Source organism: Flavobacterium sp. (genome assembly GCF_040383245.1).
Classification (GTDB): Bacteria; Bacteroidota; Bacteroidia; order Flavobacteriales; family Flavobacteriaceae; genus Flavobacterium.
On sequence record NZ_JBEIDX010000010.1, the window covers coordinates 1 to 18,055 of the forward strand.

19 protein-coding genes and 1 tRNA gene are annotated in these 18,055 nt (G+C 32.9%); 11 read left to right on the plus strand and 9 right to left on the minus strand.

Going from position 1 to position 18,055, the window contains the following annotated elements; translation table 11 throughout:
• The 3 genes from ABWO08_RS05770 to ABWO08_RS05780 form a co-directional block, all read left to right on the plus strand.
• On the plus strand, positions 1 to 427 hold a 427-nt coding region (locus ABWO08_RS05770; RefSeq protein WP_353084219.1), incomplete at its 5' end, for a DNA methyltransferase.
• Positions 428 to 461: 34 nt separating this feature from the next.
• The gene (locus ABWO08_RS05775) at positions 462 to 833 is read left to right on the plus strand and encodes a hypothetical protein (protein ID WP_353084221.1); all 372 of its coding nucleotides are present in this window, start codon (positions 462 to 464) and stop codon (positions 831 to 833) included.
• The gene (locus ABWO08_RS05780) at positions 830 to 2,089 is read left to right on the plus strand and encodes a tyrosine-type recombinase/integrase (protein ID WP_353084223.1); all 1,260 of its coding nucleotides are present in this window, start codon (positions 830 to 832) and stop codon (positions 2,087 to 2,089) included. The genes ABWO08_RS05775 and ABWO08_RS05780 overlap by 4 nt, the downstream gene beginning before the upstream one ends.
• A 405-nt stretch (positions 2,090 to 2,494) precedes the next feature.
• Here ABWO08_RS05780 and ABWO08_RS05785 read toward each other — a convergent pair.
• A tRNA-Met gene (locus ABWO08_RS05785) sits at positions 2,495 to 2,568 on the minus strand.
• A gap of 141 nt (positions 2,569 to 2,709) precedes the next feature.
• Here ABWO08_RS05785 and ABWO08_RS05790 point away from each other — a divergent pair.
• Positions 2,710 to 3,102, plus strand: a complete 393-nt coding sequence (locus tag ABWO08_RS05790; protein ID WP_353084224.1) for an START-like domain-containing protein — start codon at positions 2,710 to 2,712, stop codon at positions 3,100 to 3,102.
• Between the two features lie 37 nt (positions 3,103 to 3,139).
• A complete protein-coding gene (locus ABWO08_RS05795) occupies positions 3,140 to 3,970 on the plus strand; it encodes an aminotransferase class IV (RefSeq protein WP_353084226.1) in 831 nt (276 codons plus the stop codon).
• Here ABWO08_RS05795 and ABWO08_RS05800 read toward each other — a convergent pair.
• The 5 genes from ABWO08_RS05800 to ABWO08_RS05820 form a co-directional block, all read right to left on the minus strand.
• Positions 3,962 to 4,522 (minus strand): YqgE/AlgH family protein, encoded by a 561-nt coding sequence (locus ABWO08_RS05800; RefSeq protein WP_353084228.1) that lies wholly within the window; start codon positions 4,520 to 4,522, stop codon positions 3,962 to 3,964. The genes ABWO08_RS05795 and ABWO08_RS05800 overlap by 9 nt on opposite strands.
• A gap of 105 nt (positions 4,523 to 4,627) precedes the next feature.
• Positions 4,628 to 4,900 (minus strand): HU family DNA-binding protein, encoded by a 273-nt coding sequence (locus tag ABWO08_RS05805; RefSeq protein ID WP_353084230.1) that lies wholly within the window; start codon positions 4,898 to 4,900, stop codon positions 4,628 to 4,630.
• A gap of 182 nt (positions 4,901 to 5,082) precedes the next feature.
• Positions 5,083 to 6,030: a methionyl-tRNA formyltransferase gene (gene fmt / locus ABWO08_RS05810; protein WP_353084232.1), complete on the minus strand. Its 948-nt coding sequence runs from the start codon at positions 6,028 to 6,030 to the stop codon at positions 5,083 to 5,085.
• A 38-nt stretch (positions 6,031 to 6,068) separates the two neighbouring features.
• Positions 6,069 to 7,964 (minus strand): RecQ family ATP-dependent DNA helicase, encoded by a 1,896-nt coding sequence (locus tag ABWO08_RS05815; protein ID WP_353084233.1) that lies wholly within the window; start codon positions 7,962 to 7,964, stop codon positions 6,069 to 6,071.
• Positions 7,965 to 8,011: 47 nt separating this feature from the next.
• Entirely contained in the window at positions 8,012 to 8,545 is a 534-nt protein-coding gene (locus tag ABWO08_RS05820; RefSeq protein ID WP_353084235.1) for an AAA family ATPase, read from the minus strand.
• Between the two features lie 113 nt (positions 8,546 to 8,658).
• Here ABWO08_RS05820 and ABWO08_RS05825 point away from each other — a divergent pair, with 113 nt between their 5' ends.
• Entirely contained in the window at positions 8,659 to 9,702 is a 1,044-nt protein-coding gene (locus ABWO08_RS05825) for a fibrobacter succinogenes major paralogous domain-containing protein (protein WP_353084237.1), read from the plus strand.
• A 96-nt stretch (positions 9,703 to 9,798) separates the two neighbouring features.
• Here ABWO08_RS05825 and ABWO08_RS05830 read toward each other — a convergent pair whose 3' ends face one another.
• Positions 9,799 to 10,578 (minus strand): SDR family NAD(P)-dependent oxidoreductase, encoded by a 780-nt coding sequence (locus tag ABWO08_RS05830; protein ID WP_353084238.1) that lies wholly within the window; start codon positions 10,576 to 10,578, stop codon positions 9,799 to 9,801.
• A 254-nt stretch (positions 10,579 to 10,832) separates the two neighbouring features.
• On the opposite strand from ABWO08_RS05830, the gene ABWO08_RS05835 reads away from it, so the two are divergent.
• From ABWO08_RS05835 to ABWO08_RS05850, 4 genes are all read left to right on the plus strand, one after another.
• Complete coding sequence (locus tag ABWO08_RS05835; RefSeq protein ID WP_353084240.1) at positions 10,833 to 11,117, plus strand: DUF493 family protein; 285 nt, start codon at positions 10,833 to 10,835, stop codon at positions 11,115 to 11,117.
• 1 nt (position 11,118) lies between these two features.
• The gene (locus tag ABWO08_RS05840; protein WP_353084242.1) at positions 11,119 to 11,838 is read left to right on the plus strand and encodes a DUF4290 domain-containing protein; all 720 of its coding nucleotides are present in this window, start codon (positions 11,119 to 11,121) and stop codon (positions 11,836 to 11,838) included.
• A gap of 78 nt (positions 11,839 to 11,916) precedes the next feature.
• On the plus strand, positions 11,917 to 13,227 hold the full coding sequence (gene murA / locus ABWO08_RS05845; RefSeq protein ID WP_353084244.1) for a UDP-N-acetylglucosamine 1-carboxyvinyltransferase: 1,311 nt from the start codon (positions 11,917 to 11,919) through the stop codon (positions 13,225 to 13,227).
• Between the two features lie 59 nt (positions 13,228 to 13,286).
• Positions 13,287 to 14,051 carry a sulfite exporter TauE/SafE family protein gene (locus ABWO08_RS05850; RefSeq protein WP_353084246.1) on the plus strand — a complete coding sequence of 255 codons (765 nt, stop codon included), beginning with the start codon at positions 13,287 to 13,289 and terminating at the stop codon, positions 14,049 to 14,051.
• Here ABWO08_RS05850 and ABWO08_RS05855 read toward each other — a convergent pair whose 3' ends face one another.
• Both ABWO08_RS05855 and aroQ read right to left on the minus strand, forming a co-directional pair.
• The gene (locus ABWO08_RS05855) at positions 14,052 to 16,526 is read right to left on the minus strand and encodes a DUF5686 and carboxypeptidase regulatory-like domain-containing protein (protein WP_353084248.1); all 2,475 of its coding nucleotides are present in this window, start codon (positions 16,524 to 16,526) and stop codon (positions 14,052 to 14,054) included. It lies immediately after the preceding gene.
• Between the two features lie 4 nt (positions 16,527 to 16,530).
• Positions 16,531 to 16,947, minus strand: coding sequence for a type II 3-dehydroquinate dehydratase (aroQ, locus tag ABWO08_RS05860; RefSeq protein ID WP_353084250.1), 417 nt, complete (start codon positions 16,945 to 16,947; stop codon positions 16,531 to 16,533).
• Between the two features lie 363 nt (positions 16,948 to 17,310).
• Between aroQ and ABWO08_RS05865 the strand changes: the two genes are divergently transcribed.
• Positions 17,311 to 17,985 carry a hypothetical protein gene (locus ABWO08_RS05865; RefSeq protein WP_353084251.1) on the plus strand — a complete coding sequence of 225 codons (675 nt, stop codon included), beginning with the start codon at positions 17,311 to 17,313 and terminating at the stop codon, positions 17,983 to 17,985.
• Positions 17,986 to 18,055 lie beyond the last annotated feature (70 nt).

Here is an 18,055-nt window from a genome sequence, read left to right on the forward strand (position 1 = left end):
ATACTTGTTTCACTTTGTGAAATCAAAGAACTTCTATTATGATGATTCATGGTTGGATGGGGTGAATGACGAAACAAATACATTTTCATATGGGACTAATAATCTATTTCCAAAGTTAATTTCTGGAATGGATTTTAGAGATGGAGTAGTTAGAACTAATGTTGCAACAACTCAACATTTGAGAAAATTGTGTGAAAAGAAAGGATTTTTTCTAAATCATACAGCGGTCTTTCCTGAAGTAATCCCTATGATTCCAATCTTATCAACTACAAGACCGGGAGACACAGTTCTTGATTTATTCAATGGGACAGGGACTACAGGTGAAGTTAGTGTGAAATTGGATAGAGAATATGTTGGATATGAATTTAATCCCGAGTACGTAATGGCATCTGAAATAAGATTGTCTGAACTTGAAGAAGTAGCATAAATAGATAACACACAACAACTAAAGTAATATTATTATGACAAATCAATATAATTCTACAGGGATGATTCCAATTCATCAAGTATCAGAAATGATGTGTTTCAAAAGTATTAATACTACAATGAAATGGTTGGAAAATAATAGTGTAAAAATACATAGAATAGCAAATAAGAAATATGTATTTGAGATTGAGGTATTATCGGAAATTGATAAGCTTCAAGTAAAAGAATTGAAAAGAAGATTTCCGGACAGATGGATTGAAATGTATAGAACTATTGCTTCAAATCCTAAAGTGTGTGAGTTAGTGTTATTACAAATTGGTGACGAACCAGTTCAAAGCACAAGCTATACTGTAGTGAAAGTTAAAAACAAAAAAGAAGAGGCTCTACTAAAACAATTATTATCATGAAAAAATTAACATTAGGAAGAAATTCACTTAAAGGATTGAAAATTTTCTGTAAAGTTTGTAATAGAGATAATCCTAATTGTAAACATTACGAAAATCAATATTATAAAATTAGAGTCCATATTCCGGGTACTAAAAATGATATTAGAAGCAAAAAGTTATCTGCAACAAATTATCTTGATGCCGTTCAAGAAGCAACTCAATTTCAAAAAGAATTAGTTTCAAATAATTATGAATTAGTTCAAGAAAATTATGTTGGAAATGACTTTACTCTCGTAGGAGCAATTCTTAAATATACTCAATATTTAGGAGGTAATCATGAGTTAGTTCAATTTAGAAAAAAGATTACTATTTCTCATGAAAAAGAATCATTCAGATTTTGTAAATATTTTTGTAAAGCTATCGAGCATAAACATAATTTAAAAACTTTTAGAGTAAAGGATGTCTCAAAACATGATGTTGCATTGTTCTACACTTGGGCAGAATCACATTTTCCATCACCAAGAACATTCAATAAATGTATGATTTCGTTAAGAACTTTTTTTAACTTTTTGATTGATGTTGAAGATATCAATATGAAAAATCCATTTGTTGGATTTAAATCAAAATCAGTTGAAAAAAGTACAATAAATACTGTTTCTAAAAGAGAATTCGATTTAATCTTAGATGCTATCGATACTGAAAGCCCTATTCTAAAACTTGGAGGAAAAGGAGAAGAAAAGAATATGAAATTTCCTTATCTAAAGGAAGGTTTTAAATTGTTTCTTTTAACTGGTGGAAGAAGAGAAGAGGTTGTTGACTTGAAGTGGGGGGATATTTATCAATCTGAAAACGGAACCTATTTTTTTATGATATCTAACAAAAAAGTAGAGAGAAACTCAAATAATAAAGGGAGTTACATGAAATATATCCCTATTAATTCAGACTTACTTTCATTTTTGTTCGAATTAGGTTTTGAGGATAAAAAGCACACAAATGATTATATTTTATTTCCTGATAGAAATATATCTAATACTACCATAATGAATAATTTAAGTAAGTCTTTCACTTTTTACAGAAAATCGGCAAAGATTGAGAAGGAAATAAGTTTAAAAGACTTAAGAAAAACCTATATTACATGGGTGAATCAGGCGATGGGAACTAAAACAGGAATACTTACATCTCATTCAACTGACAAAGTTCTTAAAGAGCATTACTTGGATCCGAAAGTAATCTCAACAATTGAAAAGGCCGTATTGGAAGTTCGCATCTTCGGTTAGATGTTAATCTTTATTAGTTATTTTTTGATTAATCCCTAAAATTAATTTTTTAGGGATTTTTCAATTTATCTAAAATCTACCTCACTTAAATTCCTCACTTGAATCATTTTATTAATGATATCCATATGAACATAAATTAAAATTTGGTTTAGATTATAATGAAAATCAAATTTATTAGTATTGTTTAATCTCCGTGAAATAAATTTGTGAATGGATATATCCTCATATACTAGTAATAGCTACAAGTTCTATGATAATTTTAGTCTTTTTTAGAGATTTTTTTTAACTTTTTTCATCACTCTTCCTCACTTGAATTCCTCACTTGGACAAAATGAGTTCTTGTTTTTTTTGATTAAAATCCATAAAAAAACCCTTAATATGTTGAATACTAAGGGTTTCTTTTTGTAGCGAGAGGGAGATTTGAACTCCCGACCTCAGGGTTATGAATCCTGCGCTCTAACCGACTGAGCTACCTCGCCAAATGTCGATTTGCGTTTTTGAATGCGGGTGCAAATATAACACTAAAATTACAGCATACAAATATTACATTAAGAAAATAAAATATTTTTTTCTTTTGTTTTTTTATAAATAAAAATTATATATTTATCAAAATTTAGAATATGTCGTCCAAAGTTCGTTATGAGATTGAATTCCCTATTAATTCGTCTCCGCAGTTATTGTATCAATACATTTCATCCCCATCTGGTTTGCAAGAATGGTTTGCAGATAAGGTGAATTCTCGTGGAGAGTTTTTTACTTTTGAATGGAATGATTCTCAAGAAAATGCGCGATTGGCTTCTAAAAAAACCGGTGAGAAAATCAAGTTCAAATGGATTGATGAAAATAAAAAAGACACCGAATATTATTTTGAAATCCGAATTCTCGAAGACGAATTAACCAAAGATGTATCGTTACTAATTGTTGATTTTGCCGAAGAAGATGAGTTGAATGAAGCAAGACAATTATGGGAAAATCAAGTTTCTGATTTGAAACATGTAATTGGTTCGGTATAAATTTCACATCATATTTTTGCAGTAATAAGATTTTCTTATGATTAACTTTAACGGTTCTTTTCTTCCTTCTGAAGGGTTGTTATCTAGTACAAACAGAGCTTTTTTATATGGAGACGGCGTATTTGAAACGCTTAAAGTTGTAAATTCCAAAGTCTTATTTTTAGAAGATCATTATTTTAGATTAATGGCTTCGATGCGAATTGTGCGCATGCAAATCCCAAATAATTTTACCTTAGAATATTTTGAAGAGCAAGTAATTAGCACTGCAACCGCTTGCAGTTGTGCCGATGCTGCGCGGGTTCGATTTACTGTTTATAGAAACGATGGCGGCTACTATTTGCCTCAAACTCGTGAAGTTTCCTATGTGATTCAGGCTTCACCATTGGCTTCTGCCTTGTATTCTTTTTCTGATGCGGCTTATGAAGTAGATTTGTATAAAGATTTTTTCATTTCAAAACAGTTGCTTTCAACCATAAAAACAACCAACAAGATGATTTCGATCACGGGGAGTATTTTTGCCCAAGAAAATGATTTGCAAAATTGCCTCTTGCTGAATAATGAAAAAAATGTGGTGGAAGCTTTGAATGGAAATTTATTTATGTTGATGGGAAATAAGTTGATCACCCCGCCAATTGATGAAGGTTGCTTAAACGGAATTACAAGAAAAAAAATACTAGAACTTGCTAATAAAATAGAAGGAATTGAAGTGGTGCAAGAGCCAATTTCACCCTTTGATTTGCAAAAAGCTGATGAACTTTTTATTACAAATATTATAATTGGAATTCAGCCCATAACGCAATACCGTAAAAAAGGGTATACTACAAAACTAGCTGTGCAATTACTGAAGCAACTAAACGAACTAATTTAAATTAGGATTTTCTGGTGCGTTGGACCAAATTAGGTAATCGCCACCTAATTCAGTTATTTTTTCTTTCCAGATTTTTTTTGATGAGGTATTAAGCAAGTCTTTTTTATGTTTGTTGACAGTTATTGCCCAAGAATTACCTTCTATTTCTTCCTCTAGCTGGTTGGCGCCCCAACCGGTGTAGCCAAGGAAAAACCGAATATCTTCTTTGTTTATTTTCCCTTCGTTGATTAGGCTTTTGGTTAGTTCAAAATCGCCACCCCAATAAATTCCATTGGATATTTCAATGCTGTCAAAAATTAAGTCCGGTATGGTATGAATGAAATACAGGTTGTCTTGTTCAACAGGTCCGCCATTATAGATTTTGAAAGAAGCTTCAATATCTGGAACCAAATCATTAATAGTGTATTCCAGCGGTTTATTCATAATGAATCCCAACGAACCTTCGTTGCTGTGCTCTGCAAGTAAAATTACAGATCTATTAAAGTAGAGGTCTCCTAAAATGGAAGGCTCGGCAATTAATAGTTGTCCTTTTTGAAGTTTTTCTGAGATCATTATTTTTATATATAAATTAAAAGTACAAAAAACCATTTAAAGATATCAAGTTAGGGCAAAAAAAATCACGCTAAAAGCGTGATTTTATATTGAAGTGGAAACTTACTAGTTTACTGAACCATCTAATTCAGCACCAGCTTTAAATTTAACTACATTTTTAGCAGCGATTTTAATAGTTTTTCCAGTTTGTGGGTTTCTTCCGTCTCTAGCAGCTCTTCTAGTAACTGACCAAGATCCAAAACCTACTAAAGAAACTCTTCCACCTTTTTTCAAAGTAGATCCTACATTTCCTAAAAATGACTCTAAAGCTAATTTAGCAGCAGCTTTTGTAATTCCTGCATCTGCAGCAATAGCATCGATTAATTCTGATTTGTTCATAATAATAGTTATTAATTGTTGGTTAAACATTTTTTTAATCAAAACAAATTTAGTAGAAAATACCTACTGCGCAAGGCCTTGAGGCTATTTTAGCCAATTTTGTTGATAAGTAGCAGGTTTTGTTGATAAAAGCGGCTTTTTTTGATGTTTTTTTGTTCGATTATACCAATATTTACAATGGTTTACACCGCTTTTGCCTCGGCAGAAAGTGTCATTCCATTCAATAATTCGGCGGTTGTCATCCTCTTTTTTCCTGGAAACTGCAAACTTGTAATTTCTAAGTAACCATTTTGAACTGCAATTTTCATTTCTTTTTTAGTAGTTAGGATGCTGCCAATAGCATTAGTGTGGTTTTCTGCTACTAACCTGGCTTCGTATATTTTAACGCTCCACTCATTTTCACCATCCAAAAAAGTACACCAAGCACTAGGATAAGGTGAAAGTCCTCTAATAAGGTTGTAGATTTCAATTCCGGATTTTGTGAAATCTATTTTGCAATTGTCTTTATTGAGTTTGTAGGCAGTTTTAATTTCGCTTGAATCTACCTGAATGGTTGTTGTAATATTCCCCTTTTCTATTAAAGCTAGCGTTTCGGTTACCGCTTCACAGCCAAGATTCATTAATCGGTCGTGAAGAACTCCTGCATTTTCAGAAATAGAAATCGGAGTTTCTTTACTAAGAATCATAGCGCCGGTATCAATTTTGTCATCTATAAAGAAGGTTGTTACTCCGGTTTTGGTTTCTCCGTTAATAATTGCCCAGTTAATAGGTGCAGCACCACGATAATTGGGAAGTAGGGAAGCATGAAGGTTAAAAGTTCCTAATTTTGGCATTTTCCAAACCACTTCGGGTAGCATTCTAAAGGCAACAACTACTTGAAGGTTGGCATTTAAACTTTTTAATTCTGATAAAAAATCTTCGTCTTTTAAATTGGTAGGCTGTAATAAATGCAGTTGATGTTCTAATGCATATTCCTTTACCGCCGAATATTTTATTTTTTGTCCGCGTCCTGCTGGTTTGTCTGCAGCAGTAATTGCGCCAACCACTTCATGATTATTTTTTATGATCGTGTCTAAAATTCCTACAGCAAATTCGGGCGTACCCATAAAAACGATTCTTAATTTTTCCATAGTGTTTGGCATGTCGAGGCACGAAGCAGTCTCATTTTTTATTTCTTAATAGAATATAAATTGTTTGGTTGAATAGTAATGGTGTCGTTTTCCATTAAAATTTGAAGTGCAAAGATAACATCGTCTTTTGGATATTTTGTAATTTTTTGAATATCTCTAGAGTTCAATTCTTGTAATTTTAATAGTTCAAGAACTTCTTTGGTTATTGTATTAATATCGACTTTCTTTTTGTTTTTCGAAATACAATACGAACAAATGCCGCAATCGTCTTTTGCTTTTTCTCCAAAATAGTTTAACAACAATTTACTTTTACATTGTGTACCTTCATTAATATAATGGAGCACCGATTTTAGTTGGTCGGTCTTCAATTGATTTTGGGCTTCCAAATATTTAGCAACTCGGTTTATTGTTCTTTCATCTTCGCGCACTTCATTAAAGGTAATCGAAGCGTCATTGTTTTTTGCATTCAATTCGATGATTCCTTTTTCATTTAATTTATGCAAAATGGCCAATACTTGATTTTCATCGGAATTGGATTTTTTTGCAATAAGCGAAATATTAATTACCGATTGCGATTCATAAACCCCGGGATTTGTTCTTAAAATGGTCAGAATTACTTCTTCATCCTGCGGATTTAAACTGATGTACCGCATTACTTCTTTGGAAGGAATACAAAATTGTAGCGTAATTTTTTCAGAAAATTCCTGCGAAAGCGAAAGTATTCCTTGGCGATCTAGAAATTGTAAGGCATTGTAAACCTTCAAAACCGAAAATGAATATTTAGTGCAAAAATGGTTGATATTGAAGTTGTATTTTTCATCCAATCCTTCTCCGTAGGCTATTTGAAAATAAGAATTGAGTTTGATGTAAACCAACTTTAAAAAGGCTTTGTCACAAAGGACGCTCAAAAACTGCGATTCGGCATGAATCACATCCGATGGATTGGCAAGCAAAATAGCAAAAGCTTTTTCGCCATTTCGGCCCGCTCTTCCGGCCTCTTGGTAATAGTTTTCAAGGTTGGAAGGAATGTGTAAATGCACTACGGTTTTTACATTGGCTTTGTCAATTCCCATTCCGAATGCATTGGTTGCAATCATCACTTGGGCTTTTTCATCCATCCAAAGCAGTCTGTTTTTTTCTTTTTCCTTAGCAGATAAACCGCCGTGGTAATATGTTGAAGAATATCCTAAAGAGTTTAATTGAAGCGCCGTTTCTGAACAGGCTTTTCTATTGTTTACATATAATATAGCAGGCTGTGGATTTTTTTTAAGAATTTGTTCTAACAAATTCAGTTTGTCTTCCACATTAAAAACCATGTAGGCTAAGTTTTCTCTAGCAAATGATTTTGTAAATACTTGCGCTTGCTGCATTTGTAATTGTGCCAAAATATCTTCTTGCACCTTACTTGTTGCTGTGGCTGTTAATGCTAAAAACGGAACTTTAGGAAAAAACGCTTTGAGCTTTGCAATTTTCAAATAGGCAGGTCTAAAATCATGTCCCCATTGCGAAACACAATGCGCTTCATCAATAACAATTAGATTAATAGGAAGATTTTTAATACGCTCTAGCACCCAATCACTTTGAAGTCGCTCCGGCGATAGATATAAAAATTTGTAATTACCATATTGGCAATTGTCAAGTAAGTCAATTAGTTCTTCTGAGTGAATTCCGCCTGTTAAAGCAATGGCTTTAATTCCTTTGCTTTGCAAGTTTTCAACTTGGTCTTTCATCAAAGCAACTAAAGGTGAAATAACCAAACAAATGCCTTCCTTAAGCATAGCAGGAACCTGAAAAGTAATTGATTTTCCGCCTCCGGTTGGCATTAATCCGAAAGTATCTTTGCCTTCTAAAACCGAATTAATAATGGCTTCCTGAGGCGTTCTAAACGCATCATGGTTCCAATATTTTTTTAGGATTTCTATCGGTTTGGACATGGAATAATTACGAATTTACTATTTCGTAAAAGTAGTAAAACAATAAATTATAATTGATTTAAAATGAAAGAGATTCGTTCTTCCACAGTTCCTTTTGGAACTTCAATCAAATGATAACCATATTTTTGGTAGGTTTCAGTAAGGTGATTGTAAATGAGTGTGGCTTGTTCAAAGTTCTCATAGCGCTCGTTATCACTTTCATATATTTCTTCCCAAGGCGGAAGTAAGAATATTTTGGTGTAAATATGTTCGCGACAAGCCAGATCAAAAAAAGCAGGATAACTGTCGCCAATGTAATGCATGTAGGCCAATACATCAGGAATTCCCCTGTCTAGAAATACAATGTTGTGTGGTTCTTTTTGGGCATTGTAAAATTGTTTTTTTCTACCCTCTAAAAGTAGTTCGCTAAACAGTAACGGATTCTCTAAAAACAATTGTTCAATACCTTGTTTTTTAGCTTCCAAAGTTACCTCACGAGAAATTTCAGGATAGCAGCAAAAACCTTTGGCTAGCAAGCCTTCAATAATTGTTGTTTTTCCTGTGCCTGGACCTCCAATAATAACTACGATTTCTTTATTCAAAATGTATCGAAATAAGCGGCAAATTTATAGATTTGTTTTAGATTTAAAGTTGGAAATTAATTAAATTTTTATATTTTTGGAAACTATTCTCAAAATACAAATCAGATTCAATTATGAAAAATTTATTAGTTGTTGCCTTTTTTTCCTTGTTCTTTTTTAGTTGTAGTAACAAAGAGGGTGTTTCTGGATCTTCAAGTTCAGATGGAGAATTAAGGGTACAAACTTATAGTATTCAGGATATAAATTTTACTAGTGCAAAATGTATTGGGGTACTTACTCTTGGAAGTTATGCAACTTCTGATTATGGAATTTGCTGGAGTACTTTACAAAATCCTGTTGCAACAGGCCCTCATGCTCAAGGAACTTTAAATGCAGGTTCCTCTGTTTTTTCTAGTATTATTGGGCCATTAATTGCAAATACCACTTACTATGTAAGGGCATATGCAAAAGATGCTACTGGAACTGTATATGGAGCTCAAATGTCATTTACAACTTTAAATATGGTGGGTTCTACTGGTGGCGGACTAGTTGATGTTGAAGGGGAAGCATATGAATCTGTGGTTATTAACGGAAAAGAATGGATGCGAAGAAACTTAAATGTAAGTAAATACAAAAATGGTGATGTAATACCTCAAGTTACCGATGTGGCTCAATGGGATGCATTAACAACAGGTGCTTGGTGTTATTATGAGAACGATACGGCTAATGGACCTATTTATGGTAAATTATACAATTGGTATGCTATTAATGATAGTAGGGGTTTAGCTCCAACAGGATGGCATATTGCTACCGATGCAGAATGGACTAGTTTAACTGATTTTTTAGGCGGTGCAAATGTAGCTGGTAAAAAACTAAAAGACAATTCTGCAACTTCAACTTGGGATGTGACTACACATTATGCTACCAATCAATCAGGGTTTTCGGCATTACCAGGTGGAGTAGGTTATTTAAATTATAGTTTACCACCTTCTCCTGCTGTTCCAGCTCTTTCAGATTTATTTAAATGGAAAACAAAAGCTGCATATTGGTGGACTTCAACTCCAGGTAATTCAGCTGAATATAACTGGGTAAGAGATGTTAATAGCACAAGTGATCAATTGGTGCGCAGTGGTGCGGTTAAAAGCAGTGCTTTATCTGTGCGTTGTGTAAAAAACTAATTTATTATACAATTAGAATAATAGAAAAAGCTACAACTTTTAGTTGTAGCTTTTTTATTTTAGATAAATAGTAAAGCAGCTATATTAGCTTTTGAATTAGGCTTTGTCTAATACTTTTCTTGTGACTTTTACTACTATTGCTCTTGGTATTAATCTTGAGGAGAAAGCCAGAACTGAATTCATAATTCCGTGTATGGCAACAGTTTTTCCTTTCATCATGGAAGCATAGCCAAATTCGGCCACTTCTTTAGCAGAAGGTAAATTTTTTGATTTAAAGATTTTGCTGTCATTCATTGCAGCAGCATCTTGAAAACCTGTTTTTGTAGCACCAGGACAAAGTGCCGTTATTGTAATTCCTTTATTTCTAACCTCATTGTTTACTGCTTCACTAAAACTCAATACATAGGCTTTGGTGGCACTGTATACTGCAAATGTTGGTCCGGATTGAAATGCAGCCGTTGAAGCTACATTCATTATTTTGCCTCGACCACGAAGTACCATATCTTGTAAGTATAATTTTGTAAAATGGGTTAGCGTGGTCATATTCAAATTAATCATTTGAAGTTCTTTATTCCAATCTGTTTCTGTAAACATTCCGTAGTCTCCAAAACCGGCATTGTTTATCAAGTAGTCAATTTGAATGTTTTGTTCGGTAGTTTCGTTATAAATCTCTTGAGCCGCATTAATTTCAGAAAGGTCTTTGATGAATAGGTAAACCGAAATTTTATATTGCTCTTCTAATTCTTTTTTAATTTCTTCTAATTTGGATTTGTTTCTTGCAATTAAAACTAAATCATGACCTTTTGAAGCATGAATTTTGGCCAATTCAAGTCCGATGCCGTTTGAAGCGCCTGTTATTAAAGCGGTGTTTTTCATTTTTGTTCATTAATATTATGATTCTTCAAATATATTTATTTTTTTAATTGAAATTACTTTATTTATATCCCATCCCCAGTCAAATAGCCCTGATCGCAGCAAGCTACCAAGTAGCGCGGAGAGCAGGAATTTGGTTTACTAAAATGCGCCAAATTTTCGCTCCAAATAAATTAGCGGATAATTCTTAAAAATCTTATTTTGGATAACTTTATCTAATTTCAAAAATGTATATTTGCGTTTATTTTAATTACAGAATGGATAAAAAGACCGAAGAATTTTATATTCGCCTGAAAGAAGAATTGAGTAGCACTTCTGCTTGGCCTTCAGAATACTTGTATAAATTTATCGTTCCTACCGATACTACTAAAATTGTTGCGGTAGAAAAGGCATTTGATAATATGGGCGCGGTTATTAATACGCACCAATCAAAAGCAGGAAAATATACCAGTGTTTCGGTAAATGTAAGAATGAATTCGCCGGAGCATGTGGTTGAAAAATATCTAGAAGTTTCTACAATAGAAGGAATAATTTCATTTTAATATGGTGCCAAAATACATAAAAGAGAATGCGAATGAGGTGGTAGGTCATTTGGAATACAATGCCGAAAGACCGCATTTAATTATTCCGGAATATGGTCGTCATTTGCAAAAATTGATCGATCAAGCCAAAGTTATTGCAGACAGAGAAGAACGCAACAAGGCAGCCAAATACATCATTCAGGTAATGGGAAGTTTGAATCCGCATTTGCGTGATGTGCCCGATTTTCAGCACAAGTTATGGGATCAGTTGTTTATCATGTCTGATTTTATGATGGATGTAGATTCTCCTTATCCTATTCCTACTCGTGAGGTGATAAATTTAAAACCAGAGCGTTTACCTTATCCACAGAAAAATCCGAAATACCGTTTTTATGGAAACAATATCAAATACATGATAGAAGTTGCCGATAAATGGGAAGAAGGCGAAATGAAAAGTGCCTTGGTGAAAGTAATTGCCAACCACATGAAAAAATCATATTTAAGTTGGAATAAAGATACAGTTACCGATGTGGTAATTTTTGAACATTTATTTGAGCTTTCTGAAGGAACAATTAACCTGTTAGGAAGTGAAGAAGAATTGTCTACCACAACCGATTTAATTCGAACCAATAAAAAAGTTTCAAATAAAGCCGGTATGCCAATGCAAAAGAATATGAAACAAGGTTTTAAAAAACAAACAGGGAAAAAACCATTTATAAAGAACAATAATAATCCAAAATAAAAAAAGGAGCTAAGGCACTAAGGGTCTAAGAAAACTAAGAAACTTATTGCTAAATACCTAAGAACCTAAATCGACTATATGGGAACTTTTAAAATTGAAGGAGGCATTAGATTAAAAGGGGATGTAACCCCACAAGGTGCTAAAAACGAAGCGTTACAAATATTATGTGCGGTGTTGTTAACACCAGAAAAAGTTACAATTAATAATATTCCAGATATTATTGATGTAAATAAATTGATTACGCTATTAGGAAACTTGGGTGTAAAAATTCAAAAAAATGGTCCAGGATCAATCACTTTTCAAGCCGATGAGGTTAATGTGGGCTATCTTGAAACCGAAGCCTTTAAAAAAGAAGGGGGATCGCTCAGAGGTTCTATTATGATTGTTGGTCCGTTGTTATCTCGTTTTGGAAAAGGATACATTCCGAAACCAGGTGGAGATAAAATTGGAAGAAGAAGATTGGATACGCACTTTGAAGGATTTATTAATTTGGGTGCCAAATTTAGATATGAAAAAGAAGACCATTTTTATGGAGTTGAAACTTCAACAAGATTAAAAGGGACTTATATGTTACTTGACGAAGCTTCTGTAACGGGAACTGCCAATATTGTTATGGCAGCCGTATTGGCAGAAGGAGTAACTACAATTTATAATGCTGCTTGTGAGCCGTATTTGCAACAATTATGCAAAATGCTTAACTCTATGGGAGCTAAAATTGGTGGAGTAGGATCAAACTTATTGACTATTGAAGGAGTAGAAAGTCTTGGTGGTTGTGAGCACAGAATACTTCCTGATATGATTGAAATTGGTTCTTGGATAGGTCTTGCGGCGATGACAAGAAGTGAGATTACTATTAAAAATGTGAGTTGGGATAATTTGGGTGTTATTCCAAATGTATTTAGAAAACTTGGAATTACCTTAGAAAGAAAAGGAGATGATATTTACATCCCTTCTCATGAAAATGGATACGAAGTTAAAACCGATATTGACGGATCAATATTGACCATTGCTGATGCACCATGGCCAGGATTCACTCCCGATTTATTGAGTATTGTTTTGGTAGTGGCTACACAAGCCAATGGCGATGTATTGATTCATCAAAAAATGTTTGAAAGTCGTTTGTTCTTTGTGGATAAATTGATTGATATGGGTGCTAAAATTATGTTGTGTGATCCTCACCGTGCTGTGGTTATGGGGCATAATTTTAAATCACAATTAAAAGCAACTGTTATGAGTTCGCCAGATATTAGAGCCGGAATTTCTTTATTAATTGCAGCACTTTCTGCAAAAGGAACTTCAACGATTCAAAATATCGAACAAATTGATAGAGGTTACGAACGCATCGATGAGCGTCTAAGAGCTTTAGGTGCGAATATTGTTAGAGTATAATTTGAACTAAATATTAAAAAAGAGGTGCAACTAGTACCTCTTTTTTATTTTATAGAATTATGGAGACCTATATTATTTTATTGCTTTGTTTGGCTTCTTTTTGCGCAGGATTTGTTGATGCTATTGTTGGTGGTGGCGGATTGATTCAAACACCTGTTGCTCTGGTTTTGTTGCCCAATTTATCTGTTGCTTCAATAATTGGTACCTTAAAAATTCCAGCATTTAGCGGAACTTCATTTGCGGCCAAACAGTATTTGAAAAAAGTACAAATGAATTGGAAGTTGCTTTCAATAATGGCTGTGCTGTCTTTTGGCGCTGCATTTTTAGGTTCCAATTTATTGACTTTGGTGAGTAATGATTTTATGAAACCGCTACTATTAGTGGTGTTGACTTTAATTGCGATTTATACGTTTGCCAAAAAGAATTTTGGCGCCAGCCAAGAGAAAAATTTAACTCCAAACAAACAATTACTTCTTGCGGTTGTAATGAGTTTGTGTATTGGTTTTTACGACGGATTTATAGGTCCGGGAACGGGAAGTTTATTGGTGCTTGGTTTTGTAGCAATTTTAGGTTTCGATTTTTTGCATGCTTCCGCAAATGCCAAAATGGTGAATCTAGCAACCAACTTTGGATCGATTTGTTTGTTTGTTTTAAAAGGGAAAATCATTTGGACAATTGCAATACCAATGGCATTTTGCAACGCTATTGGCGGTTGGATGGGCGCAAAATTGGCAATTAAAAAAGGAAACGGATTTATTCGAATCTTCTTTTTAATTATTGTTGTTGCTACCCTTATCCGATTTGGATATGATGTATTTAAATAATTATTCTAAAACATTCAGGAATTTCAATCCAAATATAATTGCATCTCCTTGGTAGCCATTTTGGTAGGAGCGAACATAGTCCAATCGGAATAATTTTGCTTTTCCAAAACCTAAATTATCCAGACCAATAGTGTATTCTTGGTAGGGTTTTCTATCTGGAATAGCTAAATTATGAAAGCCCAAAACCAATTGCGATTGCAGTTTATTCAACAACGGAATTTTATTCATAATGAATCCTTGGTCGTTGTGTTCAATATGCGTTTCAAAATATTTAGTATTGGTACTTGCTGAATAATACGGTAAATTATTGAATTGATTAGTGTAAGAATCTGCACTTCCAATATGTGTTTGGTTTCCGTTAAAATGTTTGTAGTCTACAAATGCAATGTTTTCACCATTAATAAATTGACCTCCGCTAATATTGATTTTGGTATTTCCTTTATTGCCTAAAGCAGCTAATTGCTGAATTCTAAACTTAAGCAAACTGTATTCGTATTTCTTATCGGTTGCAGAAAAAGTTTTTTCATAACCTAAAGAAACAGTAGGATAGGAGTCATTTCCAATATTAAATTTCCCGTCAGGTCTTGTCCAATAGTGTTGCCCAAATTTAATTACAGCAACTACATTTGCTTTCATTAAATTGTGTTTTTCAAAAGCAGGAGTACTAAAGTCATCTGGAAGAATTGGGTTATTAGAAGAATAAACATCATCTGTTTTTGTAATACTCTGATCGGTTGTATTCCATAAAGGTTTTCTTTCGGAGTAATCCAAATTGAAATTCATATTTAAACCGTTAACTAGTTCTCTTCCAAAATTGGCCGAAACAAAATTCTTTTCATACAATTTCATGAAATTATTCTTGAAAAGTAAACTACTAAAGGTGTTTATGGTATTCGAAATTGGGTTGTTGCTGTTGAATTGAGCAACGCTGCTACCTGCATTAATAGACAAGGTGGCATTATTAACCGAATTAAATTTGTGAACATAACTTCCGGTGGCTCTTAATTTCTTTTCAGCTAAGCCGAATTCTATATTAGAGCTAATTCTAGTGAAGGTTCTTTTTTCTTCTTCTCTTTTTGTATAGGAGATTCCTGAATGAAATTTCCATCCTTGAACCGTATTAAATGAAGTATTTGATAATAATCCGTCATAATTAATATTCCATTTTTTATAGGAATTCGAATAATTGTAACCCGATATCACATCAAAAACCCTGAATTTATTTCGTTTCGTATCTATAGAATCTAAATAGGTCTTTGACTTTTTCTTTGTTTGCAGCACATCCTTTTTCAAGTAATCAGTACTTTCTTCTATTGTTAAAGGAACGGGTCTTATTGTATTCCAAAAAGTATCTTCTTTTTTATTGGCGTTTGCTTCAAATTTTAGGACCTCATTGGTAAAGGTTTTCTTTTCTAATTTTTCAGGGAAATCAAAATTAGAATATACATAGGTAAATCTACCGCTAATGTTTATTCCAAAAATTCCTGCTTCAAAGTCGAAGGTTTGGGTGTTTTTCGCCCAAATTTTATTGGTGTTGTTGTAACTAAAACTTTGTTGGATAACCAATTTATTAATTGCAGGATTCCCCATCTGACTGCCTTTAATTGTTAGGTCTACTGCATATATTGCCCAACTATCATCTACAATATAGATGTAACCTTCCATTACTGGCTCCGAATCTCGTTTGGCAATAACTTTTATTTTATCAATAATTTTATTGTTTTCATCTACAAAAGATCCGTCAAATTTATATTTGTAATAATTGAATGCGTTATCAGCAATTGGCGACACTACTTTAGTGTTAAAATCTAAATAATTTTCGTAGAAGTCATAATTTACATCGGCTGCATTATTAAAACTAAAACCATTATCCCTTCCGCTAACTTTTGAGGCGATGATGGTTTCTTTCATTTTGTCTGGCTTTTGAAAAGTAATTTTAGAAACCGTTTCCGATAAGTATAAAATTCCACTTCTAGTGGAGTCAATCATTTCATCAAAGAAATCTAACTTTTGGCCGAGTATAGTTTTAGGCAAGTTTTTAACTCTAAAAATTCCTCTCGAGTAAAAGTCGGCATTGTATTTATCGGTTTTTTTTGTGTTTACTTTTTTACTTGCAATAGCATTTTTAATAATTTCGATGGCGGGATTTACCTTATTACTTATTGCCACATCTTGCAATTGGATTTCCTCTTCTTGTAAAGTAGCATCTAGCGACACAGCAACTTTATCAAACTCCACTACTTTCTTTTCGGTTTTATAGCCCAAGTACTTATAAAGTATTACATAAGTCCCAGGAATTTTAATATTTAATTCATATTTGCCTTGTTCATTCGATGTGGTACTTATATAGGTGTCTTTTACATATATATTAGCAAATGCAATGGGTTTTCCTTTGGAGTCGGTTACAGTACCTTTAACTTGTGCAAAAGAACTAATAGAAAAAAATAGAATTAATATAAGAATAGCTTTTTTCATAAAATTATAGTAAAAATGATTGTAATGCTAATTCATAGCTTTTTAATCCAAATCCAAGAATTACTCCTGATGCATTTGGTGAAATAAAAGATTGATGTCTAAATTCTTCTCTAGCCATAGTGTTTGAAATATGGACTTCAATTACAGGTGTAGTTATTGCTTTAACCGCATCGCCAATGCCTATAGAAGTGTGGGTGTAGGCTGCGGCATTTAATAGGATTCCATTATATGTAAAACCTACTTCTTGCAGTTTGTTTATTAGTTCGCCTTCAACATTACTTTGAAAATAGTCTAAATCGATACTTGGAAATTTTTCTTTTAAATAATTGAAATAATCTTCAAAGGATTCGCTTCCGTATATTGAAGGTTCTCTTTTACCTAATAGGTTTAAGTTGGGACCATTAATAATAATAACTTTCATGAAAAATTGATTTTTGTAAAAATAAATAATTTTAAGTATAATCATATTAAATAAATCTTAAACTTATTGTGTTTGAATTATGCAATTAGCAATACGACAATTTCATAATTGATTTTATGTATATTATCAAAAAAAATACTGCTAGTATTTGTTATTTGATAAATTAAGTTGTTTTTTTAGTTAGTTAGATATTAACCAATTTTTATAAGTTGTTAACAATCTATTTTTTAAATACTTGATAAACAATAAATTAACATAATTTTTATAGTTCATTTCTTGTTAATAACTGATTTTTACATGTTGTTAAACTATAATGAAATTGTATTTAAATTTGCCCTATTAACTTTAAACAAAAATTTAATTATGAAAAAAATTATTTTAACAGTTGCAGCAGTATTCGCTTTATCGTTTGCTAATGCGCAAGATTTGAAATCTAAAAAAGGAGAAAACTTTTTACCAGAAGCTGGTGATTGGGCTATCGGATTTAATGCTGATGGTTTGTTTAACTATGCAGGGAATATGTTTAGCCAAGCAGGTAATTCTGCACCATCTGTAGATTATCAAACAGCAGGTACTTTTGTAGGTAAGAAATTTACTTCTGCAACCCAAGCTTACAGAGTTATGGCTAATTTTCAAGTAAATAGTGGTTCTACAACAGATGTTGCAGGTAATAAAGCTACTACTTCTGGATTTGAATTAATGGCAGGTTTAGGAAAAGAGTGGAGAAGAGGTAAAACTCGTCTTCAAGGTTTCTATGGTGCTGATGCAATGTTACTTGTTTCTACAGGTTCTTCTACTAATGCAGCTGGAGTTGAAACTAAAGACGGAATGAGATTCGGTATTGGTGCTCAAGGTTTCCTAGGTGCAGAGTACTTCTTATTTCCTAAAATATCTATTGGTGCTCAATACACTTATGGATTAATGATTTCTAGTCAAGCTGCTTCAGAAGTTGCTGGTGTTAAAACTGGAAATGCAACTTCAGGATTTGATTTAGGTGGTGTTGGAGTTTCTTCTATCAACATGACTTTACATTTCTAAGATAAGTTAGTTATATCTTAATAACCACTCCAGAAATGGGGTGGTTTTTTTTATTTCATTAATCTGTTTA